The organism is Mesorhizobium sp. USDA 4775 (assembly GCF_054062655.1).
The window spans coordinates 4,355,617-4,370,454 of the sequence record NZ_JBSSFM010000001.1; the positions used below are offsets into that span (position 1 = coordinate 4,355,617).

At 62.4% G+C, this 14,838-nt stretch carries 14 protein-coding genes and 2 pseudogenes; 6 read left to right on the top strand and 10 right to left on the bottom strand.

Annotation, left to right across the window (positions count from 1 at the left end; all coding sequences use genetic code 11):
- Position 1: 1 nt before the first annotated feature.
- Positions 2-124, bottom strand: coding sequence for a hypothetical protein (locus ACVILI_RS21295; protein ID WP_276315473.1), 123 nt, complete (start codon positions 122-124; stop codon positions 2-4).
- 968 nt (positions 125-1,092) lie between these two features.
- Here ACVILI_RS21295 and ACVILI_RS21300 point away from each other — a divergent pair.
- Positions 1,093-1,707: pseudogene (locus ACVILI_RS21300) on the top strand (LysR substrate-binding domain-containing protein); the annotation flags it as partial.
- A 305-nt stretch (positions 1,708-2,012) separates the two neighbouring features.
- Here ACVILI_RS21300 and ACVILI_RS21305 read toward each other — a convergent pair.
- Positions 2,013-2,459, bottom strand: coding sequence for an iron-sulfur cluster assembly scaffold protein (locus tag ACVILI_RS21305; protein WP_019858458.1), 447 nt, complete (start codon positions 2,457-2,459; stop codon positions 2,013-2,015).
- Positions 2,460-2,699: 240 nt separating this feature from the next.
- Here ACVILI_RS21305 and folE point away from each other — a divergent pair, with 240 nt between their 5' ends.
- The 4 genes and pseudogenes from folE to ACVILI_RS21325 all read left to right on the top strand — a co-directional run.
- On the top strand, positions 2,700-3,335 hold the full coding sequence (gene folE / locus ACVILI_RS21310; RefSeq protein ID WP_019858459.1) for a GTP cyclohydrolase I FolE: 636 nt from the start codon (positions 2,700-2,702) through the stop codon (positions 3,333-3,335).
- Between the two features lie 111 nt (positions 3,336-3,446).
- Entirely contained in the window at positions 3,447-3,905 is a 459-nt protein-coding gene (gene hisI, locus ACVILI_RS21315) for a phosphoribosyl-AMP cyclohydrolase (protein WP_038652821.1), read from the top strand.
- 85 nt (positions 3,906-3,990) lie between these two features.
- Complete coding sequence (locus ACVILI_RS21320; RefSeq protein ID WP_027046896.1) at positions 3,991-4,962, top strand: patatin family protein; 972 nt, start codon at positions 3,991-3,993, stop codon at positions 4,960-4,962.
- A 176-nt stretch (positions 4,963-5,138) separates the two neighbouring features.
- A pseudogene (locus ACVILI_RS21325) lies at positions 5,139-5,528 on the top strand (dihydrofolate reductase family protein); the annotation flags it as partial.
- A 171-nt stretch (positions 5,529-5,699) separates the two neighbouring features.
- On the opposite strand, the gene recJ reads toward ACVILI_RS21325, so the two are convergent.
- From recJ to ACVILI_RS21365, 8 genes are all read right to left on the bottom strand, one after another.
- Positions 5,700-7,478 (bottom strand): single-stranded-DNA-specific exonuclease RecJ, encoded by a 1,779-nt coding sequence (recJ, locus tag ACVILI_RS21330; protein WP_276315474.1) that lies wholly within the window; start codon positions 7,476-7,478, stop codon positions 5,700-5,702.
- 193 nt (positions 7,479-7,671) lie between these two features.
- Positions 7,672-7,896 carry a DUF6434 domain-containing protein gene (locus ACVILI_RS21335; RefSeq protein ID WP_457102592.1) on the bottom strand — a complete coding sequence of 75 codons (225 nt, stop codon included), beginning with the start codon at positions 7,894-7,896 and terminating at the stop codon, positions 7,672-7,674.
- A gap of 73 nt (positions 7,897-7,969) precedes the next feature.
- On the bottom strand, positions 7,970-8,953 hold the full coding sequence (gene glpX / locus ACVILI_RS21340; protein ID WP_019858467.1) for a class II fructose-bisphosphatase: 984 nt from the start codon (positions 8,951-8,953) through the stop codon (positions 7,970-7,972).
- Between the two features lie 203 nt (positions 8,954-9,156).
- A complete protein-coding gene (locus ACVILI_RS21345) occupies positions 9,157-9,324 on the bottom strand; it encodes a Thivi_2564 family membrane protein (protein ID WP_080643948.1) in 168 nt (55 codons plus the stop codon).
- Positions 9,325-9,394: 70 nt separating this feature from the next.
- A complete protein-coding gene (locus tag ACVILI_RS21350; RefSeq protein WP_038652824.1) occupies positions 9,395-9,754 on the bottom strand; it encodes a hypothetical protein in 360 nt (119 codons plus the stop codon).
- Between the two features lie 123 nt (positions 9,755-9,877).
- Positions 9,878-11,191, bottom strand: a complete 1,314-nt coding sequence (locus ACVILI_RS21355; RefSeq protein WP_038647182.1) for a homoserine dehydrogenase — start codon at positions 11,189-11,191, stop codon at positions 9,878-9,880.
- Positions 11,192-11,229: 38 nt separating this feature from the next.
- The gene (locus tag ACVILI_RS21360; protein ID WP_019858471.1) at positions 11,230-12,447 is read right to left on the bottom strand and encodes an LL-diaminopimelate aminotransferase; all 1,218 of its coding nucleotides are present in this window, start codon (positions 12,445-12,447) and stop codon (positions 11,230-11,232) included.
- Positions 12,448-12,493: 46 nt separating this feature from the next.
- Positions 12,494-13,000, bottom strand: a complete 507-nt coding sequence (locus tag ACVILI_RS21365; RefSeq protein WP_038652827.1) for a hypothetical protein — start codon at positions 12,998-13,000, stop codon at positions 12,494-12,496.
- On the opposite strand from ACVILI_RS21365, the gene ACVILI_RS21370 reads away from it, so the two are divergent.
- A complete protein-coding gene (locus tag ACVILI_RS21370) occupies positions 12,988-14,823 on the top strand; it encodes a PHA/PHB synthase family protein (protein WP_038647185.1) in 1,836 nt (611 codons plus the stop codon). The genes ACVILI_RS21365 and ACVILI_RS21370 overlap by 13 nt on opposite strands.
- Positions 14,824-14,838: the final 15 nt, after the last annotated feature.

Here is a 14,838-nt window from a genome sequence, read left to right on the forward strand (position 1 = left end):
CCTACAGCTTCTGCGTCATGCGCATATAGGGCGCGGCGATCTCCGGAAACTCATCGTAGAAGGCAGTCACGACTTTGAAATTTTGGTGGATCACCTGAGACCAGTCCTTCGATGCGTCGTCCATCGATGACATCGTGTGCCCCAACCGTAAATTGACCATCGCGCTGTACACTCGTGCATCTCACCACGTCATCACCAAACAGGAATTGGCCCAAGCCGAGACATTAATTTGATGGGTTCCAACCCGCTTTCCCTACGTGCCCCCCAGAAAGACCTGCGGATTTCCGAGAAGTTGTTCGATCGCCTCCTTCGTTTTGGCATAGAAATCGAAACGGCGATCAAAAAGGTCTAGGACTAGCTTCTCACGGGCGGTTCGCCACTGTCGATAAGCGACGATCCACAGCGGCCGCCACAAGTGCTGTTACTGTGCCACTGGACCCATGTGGGTAAACCCGCTGGTATCAATTCCCCCATCATCCCTTTGAGACTCAGTTTGGATAGTCCCCGGGGGAGGTCAAGCCAATGGGCAAGGCGGTTCGGGACCGCCGCCCCCCACAAAAAATATATCGGTCCGAAAATGGGAAACTGAAAAGTGACCTTTCAGCATGACGTCTGGAATGCCTTTCGCCTCGATCTTGTTGATGGAGCCCCGTCGATCGCACCTCGACGTAACTCCGCCTGTTGTGTGGTTTCGCAGGAAAGCAGCCAATCACATAGCGTACATCGGATGCCTGGGTTTGGCGGACTTAAGTCATTTCCGGCTAGCCAGTGGCCAAAGGATTCGTTTCGTTCGACGCTGCATTTGAATTCGGTGCCAAATCTCGACACATTCCTGCAGAAGCACTACTATGAGTGTCGTTTCTTCTGGCCACCTGTCGGCCGTCTTTCGATGCCCGATGCGACTAGGACGCGATGGACTGAAGTTGCTCCTATTCCAATCATCCTGGCAATCCGACTCTGCCCCAGGCCGCTCTCGTACAGCGATATTATCTCCTTTGAACGCTCTTTGATAACGCTAACGGTGCCGAGAGATCGCCTTAACACATTGATGTTCCACACGTTTTCAGGGTTCGTTGTTTTGCACCACTTCTCCCGTCGCTTGCCTCCGTCTGGCTGGTGCCTCGGCTCAACCGGTTTCGCCAGCTGCGGCCCGATATCGACGTGTCCCTCGAAGTCGATGCCAGGCTGATCGAATTCCGCAGCGATCAACCTGAGCTTGCCTTGCGCTTCAGCGCCAACGCAACTTCCTGGCCCCGCAGCCAGGCAGAGCGGCTTGCCTCCACAGTCGATTCACCGGTTTTGTCGCCGGCGCTGCTCGCCTCGGGCCCTCCCCTCGAGAAGCCAATCGACCTTGCCCGCTACACACTTTTGCATGAGGAAAATCGCCAGGGCTGGACGCGCTGGTTCGAAGCCGCCGGCGTGCCGGCCGATGCCGTGCCCGCGCGGGGGCCGCTGCTGGCGGATATATCGCTCTCAAAGCAGGCCGCCCTGCTCGGACATGGCGTCGCGCTGGGCGATCTCTTGCAGATCGGCAACGAGCTCGAAACCGGCGCACTGATCAAGCCGTTCGACATCGACGTTGCATCCGGCGGCTACTGGCTTGTTGCCAGGAGCTTGGAGGAGCTTTCCGAGCCGGCCGCCGCGTTCGCCGACTGGGTCCGAAGTGAATTTGCTGAAAGCAGACAGACATTGGAAGCAAAGGTCTAGGCCGGTCCCGGGCCGAGGCCCCCGCTACTTTGCCTGCTTGTGTTTTTCGAGAAACTTGTCGATGTCGTTTTATCCCGACTGCCGGAGGCCCGCCCGTTGTGTCCTGTGCCGGGTGGCCCAACAGGGCTGGATGGCCTTCATGAGATAGTCGTTGATATCCCGCGCGACTGCCACGTCGGCCCGGCTCGCGCCGCAGCCCGACATGAGTGCGCCGGCAAGGCACCAGACGAACACCACGCCACGGAAGGGTCGGTGTCGCGGGCTGCCGCGAAGTCCGCGCATCGCGAGAACGGAAAATGGCAAGATCAGGCCGCTTGTTCGGCGCGCTTCTTCTCGATCTGGCTGATGGCGTCTACCACGGCGTCAAAGGTCAGCATGGTCGAGGCATGCCGTGCCTTGTAGTCGCGCACCGGCTCCAAATATTTGAGGTCGGCGAAGCGCCCTTCCGGCGGCGCGCCATTCTCTTTCAGCATCTTCAGCATGGTGTCGCGCACCATGCGCAATTCCTCGGCGCTCGCGCCAACGACATGCTGCGCCATGATCGAGGATGACGCCTGGCCGAGCGCGCAGGCCTTCACGTCATGGGCAAAGTCGGTGACCACCCCGTCCGCCATCTTGAGATCGACGGTAACGGTCGAACCGCACAGCTTGGAATGCGCCTTGGCGGTCGCGTCCGGATGATCGAGCCGGCCGATGCGGGCGATGTTTCCGGCAAAACCGAGAATTTTCGCGTTGTAGACATCGTTGATCATTATTTTCCAATCCGTCGCCGCCAAGCGAACAGCGATTGCCGCTGCTGCGTCTTCCTTTCGCTCGCTACGACCTTATATAATGCTGGCAGTCCGGTAACGACAAGGCGATGAGCGCCACTGTCCTGGCCGGGAAGTTCACGCCGCTTACGGGGCTGGAAACGGGGCGAGTTTCCGACACCGAAAGGTCGTGGTCCGTTCAACTCGTTCCTCCTTGGAGAGGAACTACGGGAGACGCCTTTTATGGATGCCGTCATCAAGAAACTCATGCCCCAGGCCGCCTACATGGAAAAGCCGGTCACCGACCGGCCGAGCGAAGCCGAGGTCGAGGCCGCCGTGCGCACATTGCTGCGCTGGACCGGCGACAATCCGGACCGCGAGGGGCTGATCGACACACCCAAGCGCGTGGCCAAGGCCTACCGCGAGATGTTCGGCGGCTACGACATGTGCCCGGCAGAGGAACTCGGCCGCACCTTCGAGGAGGTCGCCGGCTATGACGATCTCGTCATCGTCAAGGACATCCAGTTCCATTCGCATTGCGAGCACCACATGGTGCCGATCATCGGTAAGGCACATGTCGGCTACCTGCCGGATGGCAAGGTCGTCGGCCTGTCCAAGATCGCGCGCGTCGTCGATATCTTCGCCCATCGCCTGCAGACGCAGGAAGCACTGACCGCGCAGATCGCCGGCGTCATCCAGGATGTACTCAACCCTCGCGGCGTCGCCGTCATGATCGAGGCCGAGCACATGTGCATGGCCATGCGCGGCATCCGCAAGCAGGGCTCCACCACCCTCACCTCCACCTTCACCGGCGTTTTCAAGGACACGCCCGAGGAGCAGGTTCGTTTCGTCACCATGGTTCGCGGCGGCGGGGCATAACGTCTAGGCCGATATCGCTAGGCCATGATCCCGACAAACGCGGATCGGTTTTCGCGGACAAACGAAAACGTTTGTCCAGAGATTATGGTCAAACAGGAAGATACACCGGCGATGTCGGCACTGGAATTTCCCAGAACTCCATCAGACAAGAGGGCCTTGGAGGAAGGCGCGGTGTTCTCGCCGCGCTTCGACGCCGCCGGCCTTGTCACCGTCGTCGTCACCGATGCCGAAGACGGCATGCTGCTGATGGTCGCGCATATGAATGCGCAGGCCTTGGCGCTGACACTGGAAACCGGCATCGCCCACTACTGGTCGCGCTCGCGCAACGCGCTTTGGAAGAAGGGCGAAACCTCCGGCAATTTCCAACATGTCGTCGAGATGCGCACCGACTGCGATCAGGATGCATTGTGGCTGCGCGTCAAAGTGTTGGGCCACGACGCAACCTGTCACACCGGCCGGCGTTCATGCTTTTATCGGACGGTGGGGATTGTCGACGGCAAGGGAACGCTTGTTGACGACGGCAGCAAGCCGCTGTTCGATGCGGAAGTCACGTATCGGAAGCCTCTGTGAACCATTCCATATTCACAAACCACACATGTTCACTATTCTCAAACATCCTTCTGATATGAATGATGTTGGGACAAGGGAGATCATGATGCTCGAGTGGGCGTCATTGCGTAGCAGACCAGATGTCAGGGAGGCCAACGGCCTGACCTCTTCCGGCGGCGCGTCCGAAACGAAATCTCCCAAGAAAACAGGCATTTCGCTCGCTTTGGGCGGCGGTTGCGCCAGAGGCTGGGCTCATATCGGCGTGCTGCGCGCGCTCGATGAAGCCGGCATCGAAGTCTCGATGATCGCCGGCACCTCTATCGGCGCGCTGGTCGGCGGCTGTTATCTCGCCGGCAAACTGGATGAGCTGGAAGAGTTCGCCCGCAGCCTGACCAAGCGGCGCATTTTCGGCCTGCTCGATCTCAATCTGCGCGGCAGCGGCCTGTTCGGCGGCATGAAGCTTGATGCCCGTCTGCGCGAGCATGTGGCGGGCGTCCGGTTCGAGGACCTGCCAAAACCCTTCGTCAGCGTCGCATCGGAAATCCGCACCGGTCACGAGATCTGGCTGTCGCACGGCTCGCTGATCACGGCAATGCGCGCGTCCTACGCATTGCCTGGCGTGTTCGAGCCGGTGAATTGCAACGGCCGCATGCTGGTCGACGGCGCGCTGGTCAATCCGGTGCCGGTATCGGTCTGCCGCGCCTACGAGCAGCCGCTCGTCGTGGCGGTCAACCTTCACTACGACCTGTTCGGCCGCGCCGCCGTGATCAAACACAGCGCCGGCGAACTGGTTGTCGAAAAGGACGCGCCGCGCGCCGGCCGTGTCGACGCCGAGCACCAGTCGCATCAGACCCGCCTCGGCATCACCGGTGTCATGGTCGAGGCCTTCAACATCATCCAGGACCGCATTTCGCGCGCCAGGCTGGCCGGCGATCCGCCCGACATGTCGCTGCAGCCCAAGCTCAGCCATATCGGCCTCACCGAATTCCATCGCGCCGACGAGGCAATCCAACTCGGCTATCAGGCGACGATGGCCCAGATCGGCGAACTGACCCGGCTGCAGACCGTTCTCGCCTGAGGCCAGCTACCCTCTGAAAAACACCGTGCATTGCGTCCCATCGACGGAGCGATGCCGCTCTTTGAAGCGCGGCGGCGATCCGCCATGACCAGCATAACCGATTTCAAAACGCAATTGGTTATGCTGGTCTGTGCCTACTATACGGAGGCACACCGATGGCCAAAATCGTCTATTCCATGCTCACCTCTTTGGACGGCTATATCGCCCGATCGGACGAGGACATCGCACTGCCGGTGCCTGAGACAGAATTGCATCAGCATTTCAATGACATGATGCGGCGGGCCTCAGTCGTACTTGCTGGGCGGCGGATGTACGAGACGATGCGCTTCTGGGACAGCCCAGACCGCGAGACCGGTGCGACCGAGGTCGAGCGGGACTTTGCCCGCGCCTGGCGAGAGACACCGAAGATCGTCTTCTCGACCACGCTTCGGCAGGTCGGGCCCAATGCCCGGCTGGTGAATGGCGATGCCGAGACCGCGGTGAGATCGCTCAAGTCAGAGACGGATGGCCTCGTCATCCTCGGCGGCGCAGACCTTGCCGCTGGTCTGGCACGAGCAGGGCTTATCGATGAATACCGGCTGTACATGCACCCGGTCGTGCTGGGGGGGCGGCAAGCCGTACTTCCAGTCCGGCCTGTCGCTGACGCTGAAACCGCTTGGCACGGAAAGCCTGCCCCAGGACGTGACGCTAATGCGTTACGCTCCGGCCAGCTGAATGCTGTGGCCCCGGGGGCGCAGCTACGCCCGCGCCGCATCGACAATCCGGAATTGCACCGTGCGGTTGCCGTTCCAGTAATTGCCCGACAGCGAGCCGGCGACATGCACGCTCTTGCCCCGGTTCTTGAACAGGAATTCACCAAGCACCGTATCAACGGCTCGAAAGGCGATCGCCTGGATGCGGCCGCCGCTGTCCGACTGCAATTCGCAGCGTATATGGTTGGTGCCGACCGGCCGGGCGTCGGCGAGCTTATGGCGCGGCAGCACGAAAACCGGCGCGACGTGGCCGGCGCCGAAAGGGCCGGCCTTTTCCAGCGCGTCGAGCAGGCTGAGCGTCGCGCCTTCGGCTGCCAGCGCGCCGTCGATCGCCAGGCTCTCCTCGTCCTGCAGCCGAAACACGTCGGCAGCCGCCCGTTCCTCGAAGAACGCCCTGAGTTCGCCCAGCCTGGCGCGCTCCACCGTGATGCCGGCCGCCATGCCATGACCGCCGCCCTTGACGATCAGCCCGACATCGGCGGCTTCGCGCACCAGCCGGCCGAGGTCGAAGCCCGACACTGAACGGCCCGAACCAGTACCGATGCCCACAGCGTTGAAGGCGATGGCGAAAGCCGGCCGGCGCGCATGATCCTTCAGCCTCGAGGCGAGCAGGCCGACAATGCCGGGATGCCAGTTGTTGCTGGCGGTGACGACGATCGCCGGGCCGTTGCCGCCGGCAAGCTCGGCATCGGCTTCGGCACGCGCCGCGGCCAGCATCTCCTGTTCCATCAACTGCCGCTCCTGGTTCAGCCGGTCGAGCGTCTCAGCGATGGTCCGCGCCTCGACCGGATCGTCCGTCGCGAGCAGCCGGCTGCCAAGTGCTGCATCGCCGATGCGCCCGCCGGCATTGATGCGCGGCCCGATCAGATAGGCGAGATGGAAGGTGCTGATCGGCTCGCCAATGCGCGATACCCGGGCCAATGCGGCCAAGCCTTCATTCTTCTGCTGGCGCGCCATTTGCAGCCCTTTGACGACGAAGGCACGGTTGACGCCGGTGAGTGGCACCACGTCGCAAACGGTCGCCAACGCAACGAGATCGAGCAGCGACAGCAGATCGGGCGGTGCGACATCGCTCAGGCCACGCAGGATTCTCGCGGTCTGCACCAGGGCGAGGAAGACGACACCGGCAGCGCACAGATGCCCCTGCCCGGAAAGATCGTCGTCACGGTTTGGATTTACCACCGCAATCGCCGCCGGCAACGCGCCGCCGACCTGATGGTGGTCGAGCACCACGACATCGGCGCCAGCTTCGTTGGCGGCATCGACGGACACGGCGCTGTTGGTGCCGCAATCGACGGTGACAATTAGCGTGGCGCCGCGCGAGACGAGTTCTCGCATGGCATCGGGATTGGGGCCGTAGCCCTCGAAGATACGGTCCGGAATATAGATTTCCGACGGTATGGAGAAATGCGCCAGAAACCGCTTCAGCAAGGCCGACGAGGCGGCGCCGTCGACATCGTAGTCGCCAAAGATCGCTACCTTTTCCCTCGCCATCACCGCCGCCGCGATGCGGGTGGCGGCCTTGTCCATGTCGGTCAGCGACGCCGGATTGGGCAACAGGTCGCGGATCGTCGGATCGAGGAACCGCTCGGTCTCGTCGGCGGTAACGCCGCGTCCGGCCAGAACGCGCGCGACGATGTCGGGCACACCATGACCTTGCGCGATGGCAAGCGCGACCATGTCCTGCCGTTCGGTCAGCCGGTGCTCCCAGGAGAGACCGGTCGCCGACTGCCTGACATCGAGGAATAGGCGCCTTTCGCCCATTATGCGCTTTGCCAATTCATGGTTGGCTGCAGGATAGAGCATGTCGCCCAAAAATGGGCAGCGGTTTTGGGCTTAACGACATGCGCGAACAACAGCCTAACGTGCTGCGCGTGAACGCGACGCGCTTTAGGGCCAAAGACAGGCAGAACCAGGCGGTTCGCGGCGGGTGGCGTCGCAGGAGAGTTCAAGAAAACTACGCTTTCCGCTTTTCAGCCTGGCACCGGATCCATTCGTCGGCCGCGTCCCCCATCGTCTTTTCCCGGCCGTCCTTGAGCCAGGCCATGAAAGTCCGATCGAACCTGAACGTATCGCCGCATTCGCGCGTGAAAAAGCGGCGCACATTCTGGGTGTTGCGATAGGATTTCGTGATGGGCGTGGCACGCGAAATCGGATCCGCGTGCCAGTCGAACGCATTCATCGTCAATCCTTGCGCCGCCAGGGTTCAGATGCAGCCAAGGGCTAGCAACTGCGGTGCGGCTTCGCAAGGAGGCCTAGAACTTATCCAGATCCTGGTGCCGCGCCTTGATCTCGCGGACGGTCCGTGACGACGAGCGCAGCACGATGGTGTGGGTGGTGATATAGGTGCGGCCGAACTTGACGCCGGCCAGCATATTGCCGTCGGTGACGCCGGTGGCCGCGAACAGCACGTCGCCGCGCGCCATGTCTTCCGCATGGTAGACCCGCTTCGGATCGGAAATGCCCATCTTGGCGGCGCGCGCGACCTTCTCCGGCGTATCGAGGATCAGCCGTCCCTGCATCTGGCCGCCGGTGCAGCGCAATGCGGCCGCGGCCAGCACGCCTTCCGGCGCACCGCCGGTGCCGAGATATAGGTCGATGCCGGTTTCCTCCGGGTCGGTGGTGTGGATGACGCCGGCGACATCGCCGTCGCCGATCAGCCGGATCGCCGCTCCCGTGGCGCGCACGGCATCGATCAGCTTGGCATGGCGCGGCCGGTCGAGGATGCAGGTGGTGATGTCGGAAACCGCAACGCCCTTGGCTCGCGCCAGACTCGCGATGTTCTCGGCCGGCGACGCGTCGATGTCGATGACGCCTTCGGCATAGCCCGGACCGATGGCGATCTTGTCCATATAGACGTCTGGCGCGAACAGCAGACTGCCCTTTTCGGCGATGGCGATGACGGCAAGCGCGTTGGGCAGGTTCTTGGCGCAGATCGTCGTGCCTTCGAGCGGATCGAGCGCTATGTCGACTGCCGGTCCTTTGCCGGTGCCGACCTCCTCGCCGATATAAAGCATGGGTGCCTCGTCGCGTTCGCCCTCGCCGATCACCACCGTACCCTTGATGGCAAGGCGGTTGAGCTCCTGGCGCATGGCGTCGACAGCGACCTGGTCGGCAGCCTTTTCATCGCCACGGCCGCGCAGCCTGGCGGCGGCCACGGCGGCCCTTTCGGTGACGCGCACCAGTTCCATGGTGAGTATCCGGTCAAGGCCGGCGACGATGTTCTGGGCCACATTCATGTTCGGCAAATCCTCGTTGGCATACGCCTCCCGCCGGAGGCGGGCCTGTTTTGTCAAACGAGCATGACAACGGCAAGACCTGCCGAACGTTTTATCGAAAGGCCAGCAATATCAATCGATTGAACCGCATTTCCGACACGATCGCGGCCCGGTCGGAAACGACCGGGCCGCCTTGAAGAAGCAAAAAAGGTGGCTCTCGCGATCTAGAAAACCGCGAGATATCTGAGCAGCGAAATGATGCCGATGATGATGACGATGACCTGCACGATCTGCCGCATCCTGGCGTCGAGCGGCAGGCGCTGCACGAGATAGAGAACGAGAATAATGACAAGGAATGTGATCAGGATGCCGATCAACACGGATGAAGCCACGACGCCCTCCTTCAAATGATTTCCTGAAACGGGAAGACGAGCCGGCAAACCCGGCTCAAGGCCGGCGCACTCAATACCAGCGGCGCGACGTGTCGTTGCTCATCGACTGGCCGACGGCAATCCCGGCCAGAAAGCCGAGCAGGCCGATCACGCCGATCACGGCGGTCGTCGTGCCCGGGTTTTCTCGCGCAACTTCCGAAACCGCCTGGGCCTGACTGCGCAACTGCTGCGCTGTGCGCGACGCGCGTGCCGAAGCCGTCTCATAAAAATCCGAAGCCTGTTCGCTGGCATCATCGAGCATTTCCGCGCCCCTTGCCGAAATGCTCTTGTTGATCTTGGTGATCTCCTTGCGCAGTTCAGCGATCTGCTTTTCCAGCGTTTTCTGGATATCGTCGATGGCTGGGGTGTCGGACTTGTTGGTATCGGCCATGAAGCGGCTCCCTTGGTTGCTGACCAAGAGAACGGCGCCGCAACGAATTCGTTCCGCCCAGTTGGGGCTGATCGCCATCGGGTCGACCGAAAGGCCGGCGGGGATTGTTACCCCGGGACGAAGCTACCCTGCCCGCTCGATGCGGATGACCTGCGGCTTGTCGGTCAGGTGACCGTCCTTGGTGATGCCGTCGACGGCCTTGCGCACGGCGGCCTCGGTGGTCTCGTGGGTGACGAGGATCACCGTCTTCTGCGCCGCCGCCTCGCCGCTGACAGCATGCTGGACGATCGATTCCAGCGAAATATCGTTGTCGGCCATGCGCTTGGCGATCGCGGCGAAGACGCCGATGCGATCATGCACCGTCAGCCGGATGAAGTAGCCGCCGGCATGGCTGCGCATCTGAGCCTTCTTGTAGGGCCTGAGCTCCTTCGCCGGCAGGCCGAAGACCGGACCATGCTGGAAGCCGGGCCGGCTCTTGGCAATGTCGGCGATGTCGCCGATGACGGCCGAGGCAGTGGCGTTGCCGCCGGCGCCGGGGCCTGAAAGCAACAATTCGCCGAGAATGTCGGTCTCGATCGCCACCGCATTGGTGACGCCATGCACCTGCGCGATGACGGAAGCGGTCGGCACCATGGTCGGATGCACGCGCTGCTCGATGCCGCTTTCGGTGCGCTGAGCAACGCCGAGCAGCTTGATCCGGTAGCCGAGATCGCCGGCCGCGCGGATGTCGGCCTGGGTGATGTTGGAAATGCCTTCCATATAGATGTCGTTGGCGGCGATCTTGGTGCCGAAGGCAAGGCTGGTCAGGATCGACAGCTTGTGCGCGGTGTCGTGACCCTCGATGTCGAAGGTCGGATCGGCCTCGGCGTAACCCAGTCGCTGCGCGTCCTTCAGGCAGGCATCGAACGAGATGCCTTCGGCCTCCATGCGGGTCAGGATGTAGTTGCAGGTGCCGTTGAGAATGCCGAACACGCGATTGACCGAATTGCCGGCCATCGCCTCGCGCATCGTTTTGATGACGGGAATGCCGCCCGCCACCGCCGCCTCGTAGTTGAGCAGCACGCCCTTCTTCTCGGCGATCTCGGCCAGCGCCACGCCATGCTTGGCGAGCAGCGCCTTGTTGGCGGTGACGACGTGGCGGCCGGCTTCGAGCGCGGCCTTCACCGACAGGCGCGCCGGCCCCTCGTCGCCGCCGATCAGTTCGATGAACACGTCGATCTCGGCCGTCTGCGCCATCTTGACCGGATCGTCGAACCATTTTGCGGCGCTGACATCGACGCCACGGTCGCGTTCCGGGTCGCGCGCCGAAACCGCCGACACGACGATGTCGCGCCCGCATTGCCGGGTCAGCTCGGCCGCCTTGTCGCGCAGCACCCGCGCCACCGAAGCACCGACCGTGCCAAGTCCGGCAATTCCAACACGCAGAGCTTCAGCCATGGAAGGCGACGTCCCTCAAAATCAGATCGAATTTTTGCTTACCGGTGGGCGGACAGCGGCACCACATTGTTGGGCTGCTTGGCGCTGGTCGACAGGAAGCGTTTGATGTTGCGCGCCGCCTGGCGGATCCGGTGCTCGTTCTCGACCAGCGCCAGGCGCACGAAATCGTCGCCATGTTCGCCGAAGCCGACACCGGGCGCCACCGCCACATCGGCGTGCTCGATGAGCAGCTTGGAGAATTCGAGCGAGCCCAGATGCTTGAACGGTTCGGGGATCGGCGCCCAGGCGAACATCGAGGCGGCGGGAGCTGGAATGTTCCAGCCGGCGCGCCCGAAGGAATCGACCATCACGTCGCGGCGCTTGTGGTAGACCTCGCGCACCTCGGCGATATCGGCGCCGTCGCCGTTGAGCGCATGGGCCGCCGCCACCTGGATCGGCGTGAAGGCGCCGTAGTCGAGATAGGACTTCACCCTGGTCAACGCCGAGATCAGCCGCTCATTGCCGACGGCAAAACCCATGCGCCAGCCGGGCATGGAGAACGTCTTAGACATCGAGGTGAATTCGACGCAGACATCGATGGCGCCCGGCACCTGCAGCACCGAAGGCGGCGGGTTGCCGTCGAAATAGATCTCCGAATAGGCAAGGTCGGACAGGATGATGATGTCGTTCTTCTTCGCGAACGCCACCACGTCCTTGTAGAAGTCCAGCGAAGCGACCAGCGCCGTCGGGTTCGACGGATAGTTCAGGATCAGCGCCAGCGGCTTCGGGATCGAGTGGCGAACGCCGCGCTCCAGCGCTGGAATGAAACCATCGTCCGGCTCGACCTGCAGCGAACGGATGACGCCGCCCGACATGATGAAGCCGAAGGCATGGATCGGATAGGTCGGGTTCGGGCACAGGATGACGTCGCCAGGCGCGGTGATCGCCTGCGCCATGTTGGCGAAGCCTTCCTTCGAGCCGAGCGTGGCCACCACCTGCGTGTCTGGGTTGAGCTTCACGCCGAAGCGGCGCTGATAGTAGGCGGCCTGGGCGCGGCGCAGGCCGGGAATGCCGCGCGAGGAGGAATAGCGATGCGTGCGCGGATCGCGCACCACTTCGCACAATTTGTCGACGATGGCCTTGGGCGTCGGCAGGTCCGGATTGCCCATGCCGAGGTCGATGATGTCGGCGCCGCGCGAACGGGCGCTGGCCTTGAGCCGGTTGACCTGCTCGAACACGTAAGGCGGAAGCCGGCGGACCTTGTGAAACTCTTCCATGGCAGTTCCAGACAGCAAAGGGGGCTATTGGGCGCGCGCTATATACTCATTTGCAGGTAGGGTCGAGGGCGGGATCGCATTTGCCTTCGATCTGCTTCAGCGCCTGGGGACCATGTTTCGCGGCCAGGTCCGCCAGTGCCGCCTGATTGGCGACCGCAGCGCCGCCGCTGCTTTTGGCGCCCTGCGCGGCGCCGTCAGCCTTGAGTTCGGCGAGCTTGGCGTTCGTCTCGGCTGGCGTGAGCTGCTTGTTCGCCACTTTGGGCGGGATGTTGAGGTTCGGAAAGGTGCCGGTATCCTTTGGACCTGCATTCTCGGCCATCGGCACCGGAGCGCCGGTATTCGTGCTCGAACACCCGGCGATCCCCAAAAGGACGATCGCCGCGCCGATGCGGCAAAAGCGTGCGGCATCAAAAAAAACAGTCTCGCCAATATTAATCGTCATATTGTTTCCTTGGCAGCCGAGGTAGAGCGAGATTGGACCCTGTCGGATGTCCCATGTTAATATGTCAAGAAAACGCTTCGGGAGGAACCCCGCGAACCATGTCCAAAACACCCGATTCGGGCAAAACGGAAGATGACGAGCCTTCGACCGTCGAGCAATATCTGGTGAAGGATCCGGAGCGCTTCGCGTTGAACATGGCGCGCATGATCGAGCAGGCCGGCAAGGCGGCGTCCGCCTGGGCCGAACCGCGCGAGCGCGGCGAAGTGCGCGACCACGTCGCCGAACCAGTCGTCGACATGGTCAAGACGTTTTCCAAGCTGAGCGAATACTGGCTCGCCGACCCGCAGCGCGCGCTCGAAGCGCAGACGCGGCTGTTCGCCGGCTACATGACCGTGTGGGCCAACGCCATCCAGCGCGTCAGCCCCAACGCCGAAGGTCCAGACGACGCCATCAAGCCGGAGCGCGGTGACAAGCGTTTCCAGGATCCGGAATGGGGCCGCAACGCCTTCTTCGATTTCCTCAAGCAGGCCTATCTCGTCACCTCGCGCTGGGCGTCCGAACTGGTCGAGCACGCCGAAGGTCTCGACGAGCACACCCGCCACAAGGCGAGCTTCTACGTCAAGCAGGTGTCCAATGCCATCTCGCCGTCGAATTTCATCCTGACCAACCCCGAGCTTTTCCGCGAGACCGTCGCTTCCAACGGCGAGAACCTGGTGCGCGGCATGAAGATGCTGGCCGAGGACATCGCCGCCGGCAAGGGCGACCTGAAACTGCGCCAGGCCGACTATTCGCCTTTCGAGATCGGCAGGAACATCGCCACCACACCCGGCAAGGTGGTCGGCCGCAGCGATGTCGCCGAGATCATCCAGTATGATCCGGCGACCGAGACGGTGCTGAAGCGCCCGCTGCTGATCTGCCCGCCCTGGATCAACAAGTTCTACATACTCGACCTCAACCCGCAGAAATCCTTCATCCGCTGGGCCATCGAGCAGGGCCACACCGTCTTCGTGATCTCCTGGATCAATCCGGACGAGCGCCACGGCGCGAAGGGGTGGGAAGCCTATATCAGGGAAGGCCTGCAATACGCCCTCGACACGATCGCGGAGGCGACCGGCGAGCGGGATGTCAACGCGATCGGCTACTGCGTCGGCGGCACGCTGCTGGCGGCGGCGCTGGCTCTGATGGCCAGGGAAGGCGACGACCGCATCAAGTCAGCCACTTTCTTCACCACGCAGGTCGACTTCACCTATGCCGGTGACCTCAAGGTCTTCGTCGACGAGGAACAGGTCGCGGCGGTGGAGAAATCGATGAACGAGAAGGGCTATCTCGACGGCACCAAGATGGCGACCGCCTTCAACATGCTGCGCTCCGGCGACCTGATCTGGCCCTATGTCGTCAACAACTACATGCGCGGCAAGGACCCCCTGCCCTTCGACCTGCTCTACTGGAATGCCGATTCGACCCGCATGGCGGCAGCCAACCATTCCTTCTACCTGCGCAATTGCTATCTCGAGAACAACCTCTCGCGCGGCACGATGGAGCTGGCCGGGCATACGGTCTCGCTCGGCGATATCACCATTCCGATCTACAACCTCGCCTCGCGGGAAGATCACATCGCGCCGGCGCTGTCCGTCTTCCTCGGCTCGAAATATTTCGGCGGCCAGGTCGACTACGTGATGGCGGGATCGGGCCACATAGCCGGTGTCGTCAATCCGCCCGCCTCCGGCAAGTACCAGTATTGGACCGGCGGCAAACCGGAAGGCGATTTCGGCCAATGGATTGCCAAGGCCGTAGAGCATCCCGGGTCGTGGTGGCCGCACTGGCAAGGCTGGATCGAGGCCAAGGACAACACCCGCGTGCCTGCCCGCAAACCCGGCAAGCACATGAAAACCTTGGGCGATGCTCCCGGCAGCTATGTGAAGGTGCGTGTGTAACGGACTGTAATGTGT